The sequence below is a fragment of the uncultured Subdoligranulum sp. genome (genome assembly GCF_937890665.1).
In genome coordinates this window covers 1-8622 of the sequence record NZ_CALADU010000294.1, presented here as the reverse complement: position 1 = coordinate 8622, position 8622 = coordinate 1, and the positions used below count along the sequence as shown (strand labels likewise).

Here is an 8622-nt window from a genome sequence, read left to right as displayed (position 1 = left end):
CCTCTGCGATTTTCAGATAGGCGTAGTGCCGCGGGGTGGAGATCCCCCGGGCGCCGCCCAACGGCATATCGCTCTTGGGGCCGTAGCTTTCCACCTGACCGGCCCCGGCCGCACAGACCCGCGCCACAATGGCGGGCAGCGCTGCGTTGGAGCCAATGCCCACCACGGCGTCCACCTCGGGCATTTCCTGCACGATCTGCTGCTTATAGCGCTCGGCCAGACAACCGGTGACGATCACCTTGAGGTCGGGATTTTGCTGCTTGTACTGGCAGGCCATGAGGATATTCTCGATGGCTTCCGCCTTCGCGGATTCGATGAAACCGCAGGTGTTGACGATGATCACGTCTGCTTCCGAAGGGTCCGCCACTGTGGTGTGCCCCTCTTTGAGCAGTGCATGACAGAAAACATCGGCGTCCACCTGATTTTTCGGGCAGCCGAGAGAGATGATTGCAATCTTCATAGGTACATCCTTATGGTAAAATTTCCAGCGTTCGCCTTGGCAAACGCAATGGGTCAGTTCTCGGTTTCGGTGAGCACTTCGCGGATGATGGCGTGGGAGAACCCGCGCCGTGCCAGTGCCGCCGCCACCTGTTCTCGCTTGCCGGCGGCCAGCTTGGCAGCATACCGGCGCTCTACCAGCGTCCGGGCGGTGGCCAGTTCCGGGTCTTCCCCGTCCTCGTCGGTCTGGTACAGTGCCTCCACCGCCTCGGCAGCCACATCCCGATCGATCCCCTTGGCCGATAGGTCGGTCAGGATCTCCCGCCGGGATTTGCGCTTGCGCAGCAGTTCTGCCGCCCGGCGCCGGGCAAAGTCGGCATCATTCAGCAGGCCCAGTTCCTGCGCTCGGGCCACCGCGTAAGCGGCACTGGGGCCATCGAATTTGCGGCAGAGTTTCTGGTAGAGTTCCCCTGCCGCATGGTCCCGCAAAGACAGATAGTCCATGGCCTTGTCCAGCGCCCGACGGGTGTCGCTCTGCTTGCGCAGATCCTCCACCTGCCAGTCTTCCAGTTCGTCCCCTTCGTGCAGATGGGCCGATGCAAAGGTATCCTCATCCAGCGAAAAGGCAAACTCGCCATCCAAAAACAGCGCAAGGCGGCCTTTTTTGGTTTCTTTGATTTGGGTCAGCCGCGGCATTATTCGTCAACCATGATGTCCAGATCCACTTCGCTGCCGGTGGTCTTAGCAGCGGGCGCCGCGGCGGCAGGTGCCTCGCCGGCAGCCACCGGCTTAACGATCTCGCTGGGATCCAGCGGCTTGACGCTGCCTTTCTTGCCCGCCGCCAACAGCCGGTCGGCGTTGGCACGGACGATCTTTTCGATCTCGTCGGACACCTCAGGATGCTCTTTCAGGAACTGCTTGGCGTTGTCACGGCCCTGTCCCAAACGCATATCGCCGTAGTTGAACCAAGCACCGCTCTTTTGCACCACGCCCAGCTTGACGCCCAGATCGAGAATCTCACCGATCTTGGAGATGCCTTCGCCGAACATGATGTCAAATTCTGCCTCCCGGAAGGGGGGCGCCACCTTGTTCTTGACGATCTTGGCCCGGGTACGGTTGCCGATAAAGGCGCCGGTGGAGTCCTTCAGGCCCTCGATGCGGCGCACATCGATGCGCACGCTGGAGTAGTATTTCAGCGCCCGGCCGCCGGTGGTGACTTCGGGGTTGCCGTAGACCACGCCGACCTTTTCACGCAGCTGGTTGATAAAGATGCAGACCGTGTTGGTCTTGCCGATAACGCCGGTGAGCTTGCGCAGCGCCTGACTCATCAGACGAGCCTGCAAACCTACATGGCTGTCGCCCATCTCGCCTTCGATCTCGGCCCGGGGCACCATGGCTGCCACCGAGTCCACGACCACCGCGTCGATGGCACCAGAACGCACCAGTGCTTCGCAGATTTCCATGGCCTGCTCGCCGGTATCGGGCTGGCTGACCAACAGACTATCGATGTCCACACCCAGCGCGCTGGCATAAGCGGGGTCCAGTGCATGTTCTACGTCGATGAAGGCCACTTCACCGCCCATCTTCTGGGCTTCAGCCAGCACCTGCAGCGCCAAGGTGGTTTTACCGGAAGATTCGGGGCCGTACACTTCGATGATACGACCGCGGGGCAAGCCGCCGATGCCCAGCGCCAAATCCAGACCCAGACTGCCGGTGGGAATCGCGTCCACCTGCATGGTCACGTTGGCACCCAACTTCATAACGGCGCCCTTGCCGAACTGCTTTTCAATCTGCGCCAGTGCGGTTTCCAGCGCCGCCTTCTTGTCTGCGGCCGGACCGGCACTCTTGGGGGTTGTATCTTTTTTAGCTGCCATCTTGCGTTTCTCCTTTTTCTATTGCAATCGCTCTTATCGTTTGCGTTTGTGTCTATTATATACGATTCGGCGGAAAATTACAACCATATGTTGTGCGTTTTTTGTCCGATAGAAGGGACTTTCAAGTGGTTTGCAGCGGTTTTTGCAGTTGAATCACCCGGTCGTTGCCGCCGTAGTCCTTGCGGCAGCTCCCCTTCTGCCAACCGTACGCTGCGCCCAACGCCAATACCTCCTGCGCTTGCGCACAGCCAATCTCCAACACCAGCCATCCGCCGGGGCGCAGCACCGTGCCGTAGCGACTGCACAGCAAACGGTAGAAGTCCAGCCCGTCAGCGCCACCGTCCAACGCCATGGCTGGCTCGTGGGCGGTTTCGGGCATGAGGGCTTTCATCTCCGCCGCTGTCAGATAGGGCGGGTTGGAAACGATCAGGTCCACACTGTCCGGCGGCAAGGTCTGGTACCAGCGAAACACATCAGCCTGTACCGCACGGACTCCGGTCCCCGTCGTGTTGGCGGTCAGGTACGGCCAGACGGCCTCACTTTTTTCCACACAGGTCACCTGTGCTCCGGGGCAGGACCGGGCGATGCCCAGCCCCAAACAGCCGGTGCCGGCGCAGAGATCCAACACCACCGGTGCCTGCCCCCCCTGCAGCAAGGCGATGGCCGATTCACAGACCACCTCGGTGTCCGCCCGGGGACAGAGCACCCCGGGGCCTACTTTTAGCGTAAAATCCAGAAAATCCCACTCTCCCAGCAGGTACTGCAAGGGTTCCCGGGCTGACCGGCGGGCAGCCAATTTTTCCAGACGAACGGCTTCCGCGGGGGTGGGACCATCATCCAGCCGGGGATCCCGACCGGTGACAAAGCGGTAGAGTTGGGCCGCGTCAAAGCGGGCATCCGGTACCCCCGCCGCCTTCAGACGGGCGCACAGGGTTTGAAAAACAGCATTCACCAGCGGCCATCCTCTCGATCTTCCGGCAGGACGGGGGTGACGGCGGCAATGGCCACCTCGATCATCGAATCATCCGGTTCAAAGGTGGTAAGCCGCTGCATCCAGAGCCCCGGCTGGGAAACGAGATGGGAGAGCAGGCTGTCCGACCGGCCGGCCCATTTCAGTACCTCGTAGGAAAGGCCTACCAACAGCGGGAACATGCACAGCTTATAAATCACCCGCAGTCCGGTGCTGGTCCAAGGCAGCACTGCGTACAGGAAGATGCTGATGATAATGACAAGGATCATAAAGCTGGTACCGCAGCGGGGATGAAACCGGCTTTGCTTGCGGATGTTTTCCACCGTAAGGGGCAAGCCGGCCTCATAGCAGGCGATGGTCTTATGCTCGGCCCCATGGTATTCAAATACCCGGTGCAGCTCCTTATAGCGGGTACACAAAAACATGTATCCCAGAAAAATGACCATCTTCAAAACGCCTTCCAGAATGACCCGGGGCCAGCGGCCCATGGGCACTGCCTGTGCCACCAACCCGGTGAGAAAGGTAGGCAGAAAGGTAAACAGGAAAAGCGCCAGCACTCCCCCGGCAAAAGCAGCCGCTCCCATAAGTACGTTCTGCACCGCCGGGCTCATATGGGCTTCCAACCAGCGGTCAAACTTGGATTCGGCGGGTTCGGTTTCCCCTTCCATGGCGATGTCGGCGGCGTGCATCAGATATTGGTACCCCTTATAAAGGTTTTCCGCCATATTGCAGACGCCCCGCACCAGCGGGACTTTGTTATACCAGTGGGGGTGCACCGTATCGTAGCTCAGGTCGATGGTGCCGTCCGGCCGGCGCACCGCGCAGCAGATCTTTTCAGGGCCGCGCATCATAATGCCCTCCATCAGGGCTTGTCCCCCCACGGAGGTGCGAAATTCTTTGGACATAGTTTCTCCTTTAAAAAGGTCAAATCGTTTCGTGCAGATGTTCCTGCCCGGGGTGATAGACCGGCAGCGTGATGCTTACCGTCGTCCCCTGTCCCAGCGCCGACTGGATGTCCACCCGTCCGCCCAGCGCGTGAACGATCTCGTCCACCACGGCCAGACCGATGCCAGACCCCCGCACGGCATTGCGGGCTTTGAAGAACTTTTGTTTGACCTTATCCAGATCGTCGGGGGCAATACCGCGGCCCTGATCCCGCACCGAGACGGTAACGGTTTCGGGCGTGCGGGTCAGAGTGAGAAAGATGGTGCCGCCGGGATCGGAGTATTTAATAGCATTGTCGAAGATATTGACGAACACCTGCCGCAGACGCGCCGGATCTGCCCAGACCGGATAGGGGTCAGGCGGTTCTTCGTAGACAAATTGCAGGCCTTCCTGCTTGATCCGTGCTTCCACAAACAGGGCGGCGTCGGTGGCTTCTGCCACCAGATCCAGCACCTGACACTGCAGCTTGATACCGCTTTGCAGCCGGGAGAAATCCAGCAGTTCCTCCACCATCGTGTACAGGCGGTCGGTCTCGGTACCGATGACCGACAACCCCCGGCGATAGTTTTCGTCGGTGGGGTCATCGATGGTCTTGATGGTTTCTACCCACCCCTTGATGGAGGTCAGCGGGGTGCGCAGCTCGTGACTTACCGACGAGATGAACTCGTTTTTCAGGCGGTCTGTCTCGGCCAGATCCTCGGCCATCTGGTTGATGGTGCCGCACAACCGGCCGATCTCATCGTTATATTTGGTAGCAGGCAGGCGGGTTTTCAGGTCGCCGCGGGCAATGCGGGTCGCGGTGGCTTCCACCTCTCCCAGCGGCCGCACGATGGAACGCACAAAGAAAAGGCCGCTCCACAGCATGAGCAAAAATGCCAGCACACCGATGGTCACCGACACCAGCAGATATTGCTGCCACTGGCGGTCCATCAACGTCAAGCTGGTGACCATCCGCAGCGCAGCAATATTGCCCGCCGTGTAGGGCACCAGCGTGGTCACCGCCATGACACGTTCCCCTTGCGGCGTGGTAAACCGAGCTTGTCCCACACCGTCGGAGGAGGTCAGCGCCTCCAAAAAGTCGCTGCCGTTGGTCAGGTCCTGTGTCATGGTACCGCTGCTGGTGGCCAGAATCACACCCTGCGCGTCCAGCAGCATAAATTCAAACTTATCTTTTTCGTCGAACTGTTCCACCGTGCGCCGCAAGGCCTGTGCCCGACTTTCTGACGTTTCGGGGCCTCCGCTGGCCGTGCCGGTGGCCTGCAACCGTCCGGCAATGGTGGAGAATCGGTTCTCGATGGCTCGTTCCACCCCGCCGTACAGCTCCCGATAACTGGTGTAGAGGAAGATCGCTTCGGCTGCCACCAGCACCAGCACCATGATGAGCAAACTGCCCCGCACCCAGCGCTGGATAATGCTTGTTTTGGCCATCGCGGTCCCCCTCCTTTCCGGTGGTTTGCTTGGCGGGTGTGAATCAGGCGTTCCAGCGGTAGCCGTAGCCCCACACCGTCAGGATGTGCTGCGGGTTGCTGGGCTCGTCCTCAATCTTCATCCGCAGGCGGCGAATGTTCACATCCACGATCTTGACATCGCCGTAATAGTTCTTGCCCCAGACGCCCTCGAGAATCTTCTCCCGCACCAGCGCGGTGGCCGGGTTGCGGAAAAACAGTTCCATGATCTGAAATTCCACCTGCGTCAGGTCGATGGGCTTGCCGGATTTATAGAGCACCCGGCTCTTTTCATCCAGCACAAAGGGACCGCTGACCAACTGCTCCGGCTCTTCGGCTGCCTTGGCCGAGGCTCCCCGCTTGACCCGGCGCGTCAGTGCTTCCAGCCGCGCCACCAGCTCCGACACCGAGAACGGCTTAGTGATATAGTCGTCGGCGCCGATGGACAGGCCGCGGATCTTGTCACTTTCCTGCCCTTTGGCCGACACAATGATGATGCCAATGTCATTGTCGTCCCGGCGGATCGTTTCGCACAGGCTCAGCCCGTCCATGCCGGGCAGCATGATGTCCAGCAGCGCGGCGTCACAGGGCTCGCTCTGATGCATCAGCTCCAATGCCCGTTCGGCGCTGGGGGCTTCCAATACATCCCAGCCTGCCATTTTGAGGTTCAGGGCCACCATTTCCCGAATGCTGGCTTCGTCTTCCACGACCAAAACTCGTTTCATACTGTGCTCCCTTTCCTTATTCCAGACCCAGCAGCACGGTGCCGCTGGTGATGGTATCGATGCTCAGCCCATAATAGGGGGTGACGATGCGCGCCTGCAGCTGCTGGCTGCCAATGTTGGCGATTCGCTCGTAGGTAGACGCCGTGGCCGGGTCCTGATCCGACGGGTCGACCACCCGCATCTCGCAATAAACGGTGGTGCCCTCGCTGTCACAGACCAGCCAGCCCGTCCCGCTTTGGTTGCTGCGAATCAGCACCTTTCCCCGCATTGTATCGGGCAAGGACAGATAAAAATTGTTTTTGCTGTCATACACGCCGAAATCGCTGTGGCCGCCGCTGTTGGTGGCGTAGTCCATCCATTGCAGGAAGGTCAGGCTTTTATCCATGGGGTTCTGCAATTCGCCGCCATCGTCGATCTCTACCGGGATATCCACCGTGCCGTTGCCGTCAATGTCCCGGCTGAGCAGCTCGGTGTGGTAGCGCAGCGTGCTGTGTTGTAGATCCGTTACGCCGGGGGGATCATAGGGCTGCAAGAAGCCGGTGGCCCCGTCGTAGAGGATGATGTCCGATGCCAGACTGCTCGTGCCGGTCCAGACATCCATCACCAGATACATGGCGTCATCCCGGCCTTTGCCCGCCTGCAGCGCCGCACAGCCGGTGTAGGTACCTTCCCCCAGATTCAGCGTCTGGTAAGAACGGAATTCCCCGTCCACATTGGTCAGAAGCTGCAAAGTCACACCGCCGAATTCGGTATCGGTAGGCAGAGCCAGCACCAGATCTTGCGTGTCCCCTTTGCCGGTAAAGTCGCCCAGCACCATCTCGCTGTATCGGTTGCTGATGATGGTGGAAAGGGTGGTGCCGTCATACTCATACACCACCAGATATCGGTCGCCCTGTGCGCTGCCGTACCCGGCCAAAATTTGTTGGCTGGTAGCGTCCCGCAGGTGGGCAGCGGAAAAAGTTTCTACCTCGCTGGAAAGTCCCTCCACCGTCTGGCTGACCTGCCAGCTATCCTCCCCGGTAGGTTCCAGCACAGCCAAAAAGACGTTGGAACCGGTGGTATCGGCCGTATACAGCACGGCGGCTTCGTTGGTGCCGTCGCCATCCCAATCGCCAAACGCAAAGGGAGAGAGGAAATCACCGCTGGCCGGATATTTTAAAGTCGCGCTGCCTCCCAGATAGCTGTTCAGGGCTTTCTGCAGGGCGGCGCTTTCTCCGGAGAGCTGCGGGGCGCGGAGCAGTGTTTCCACGTCGGTCCCGGTACTGCATCCTGTAAGCAGCAATCCGGCCAAGAGCAATGCAGCGATCTTGCGGCGCATCCCCATCCCTCCCCGGCATTTTTTCAACATTGATACAGGGTATAGTATAACACATTCAGGGCAAAGCCTCAATGCCCAGCAGCATCAGCAGCACCCCCGCCGCCGTCCCCCACAGACCGGGACGTCCCCGGGGAAAGGCCAGTGCCGCCGGCAGCAACTGGGCAATGGCCACCCAAATCATGACCCCTGCCACCAGAACTACCGTACCATTGAGGAGCCCCGGGGTGAACCATCCCCGCAAAAAAAGCAGCGCCAACAGCGCCCCCGCCGGTTCTGCCAACCCGGAAAGCAGCGCGGCCAACGCACCGCCCAGACGGCTATGCAGTGCAAAGGCAAAGGGCACCGCCACAGCCACGCCTTCGGGGATGTTGTGCAGGGCAACGGCCAGTGCAGTACGCGCCCCCAGCGCCGGATCCGCGGTGCCGGCAAAGAGGGTAAGTACCCCTTCGGGGAAGTTATGCAGCAGCAAGACCGCCCCGGTAATTAAGGCCGTGCGCAGCGCCGCGGTGCGGGCGCTGTCCCCCGACATCCGTTCGGCCAGCTCGGCTTCTTCGGGCAGAAGGGCACTCAAAGCGGCAGCCGCCACCATGCCTGCCAGCAACAGCAGCACCAACGCCCCGCCGCACCCCAGCGGCGGCAGGTAGACGCGATAAAATGCCAACGCCCCCGGCACCAGATCGGCCAGAGATGCCGCCAGCATCACCCCACCAGCAAAGCCAGCGCTGACCGCCAACAAACGGCGGGAAGGCGGACACAGCATGGCCAACAAGCCCCCCAATCCGGTGGACAGCCCCGCCAGCAACGTCAGCCAAAGCGGTGATCCTCCCATACAAAAGCCCCCTTGCTTGGTTTTTTCAAACCTATGCAAGGGGGAAGCCGCCTATACAAAAAGCGCCCGCCATACGGC

The 8622-nt window shown here is 60.4% G+C and carries 8 protein-coding genes and 1 pseudogene; all 9 read right to left on the bottom strand.

Going from position 1 to position 8622, the window contains the following annotated elements:
- Window positions 1–460 (bottom strand): annotated as a pseudogene (locus Q0526_RS16870) (30S ribosomal protein S12 methylthiotransferase RimO); the annotation flags it as partial.
- Window positions 461–513: 53 nt separating this feature from the next.
- On the bottom strand, window positions 514–1134 hold the full coding sequence (locus Q0526_RS16865; RefSeq protein ID WP_298736211.1) for a regulatory protein RecX: 621 nt from the start codon (window positions 1132–1134) through the stop codon (window positions 514–516).
- Window positions 1134–2312 (bottom strand): recombinase RecA, encoded by a 1179-nt coding sequence (gene recA / locus Q0526_RS16860; protein WP_298736208.1) that lies wholly within the window; start codon window positions 2310–2312, stop codon window positions 1134–1136. Before recA ends, Q0526_RS16865 begins: the two co-directional genes overlap by 1 nt.
- 121 nt (window positions 2313–2433) lie before the next feature.
- Window positions 2434–3264 (bottom strand): peptide chain release factor N(5)-glutamine methyltransferase, encoded by an 831-nt coding sequence (gene prmC / locus Q0526_RS16855; protein ID WP_298736205.1) that lies wholly within the window; start codon window positions 3262–3264, stop codon window positions 2434–2436.
- Window positions 3261–4187, bottom strand: a complete 927-nt coding sequence (locus Q0526_RS16850) for a DUF1385 domain-containing protein (RefSeq protein WP_298736202.1) — start codon at window positions 4185–4187, stop codon at window positions 3261–3263. The genes prmC and Q0526_RS16850 overlap by 4 nt, the downstream gene beginning before the upstream one ends.
- A gap of 19 nt (window positions 4188–4206) precedes the next feature.
- Entirely contained in the window at window positions 4207–5655 is a 1449-nt protein-coding gene (locus tag Q0526_RS16845) for a HAMP domain-containing sensor histidine kinase (protein WP_298736200.1), read from the bottom strand.
- 43 nt (window positions 5656–5698) lie between these two features.
- On the bottom strand, window positions 5699–6397 hold the full coding sequence (locus Q0526_RS16840; RefSeq protein WP_298736197.1) for a response regulator transcription factor: 699 nt from the start codon (window positions 6395–6397) through the stop codon (window positions 5699–5701).
- Window positions 6398–6413: 16 nt separating this feature from the next.
- Window positions 6414–7715: a hypothetical protein gene (locus Q0526_RS16835; RefSeq protein WP_298736195.1), complete on the bottom strand. Its 1302-nt coding sequence runs from the start codon at window positions 7713–7715 to the stop codon at window positions 6414–6416.
- Between the two features lie 55 nt (window positions 7716–7770).
- On the bottom strand, window positions 7771–8544 hold the full coding sequence (locus Q0526_RS16830; RefSeq protein ID WP_298736193.1) for a ZIP family metal transporter: 774 nt from the start codon (window positions 8542–8544) through the stop codon (window positions 7771–7773).
- Between the last annotated feature and the right edge of the window lie 78 nt (window positions 8545–8622).

Coding starts and splice junctions, on each gene's coding strand:
- Q0526_RS16830 (WP_298736193.1), bottom strand. CDS start 8,544: ATGGGAGGATCACCGCTTTGGCTGACGTTGCTGGCGGGGCTGTCCACC.
- recA (WP_298736208.1), bottom strand. CDS start 2,312: ATGGCAGCTAAAAAAGATACAACCCCCAAGAGTGCCGGTCCGGCCGCA.
- Q0526_RS16845 (WP_298736200.1), bottom strand. CDS start 5,655: ATGGCCAAAACAAGCATTATCCAGCGCTGGGTGCGGGGCAGTTTGCTC.
- Q0526_RS16850 (WP_298736202.1), bottom strand. CDS start 4,187: ATGTCCAAAGAATTTCGCACCTCCGTGGGGGGACAAGCCCTGATGGAG.
- Q0526_RS16840 (WP_298736197.1), bottom strand. CDS start 6,397: ATGAAACGAGTTTTGGTCGTGGAAGACGAAGCCAGCATTCGGGAAATG.
- Q0526_RS16835 (WP_298736195.1), bottom strand. CDS start 7,715: ATGCGCCGCAAGATCGCTGCATTGCTCTTGGCCGGATTGCTGCTTACA.
- Q0526_RS16865 (WP_298736211.1), bottom strand. CDS start 1,134: ATGCCGCGGCTGACCCAAATCAAAGAAACCAAAAAAGGCCGCCTTGCG.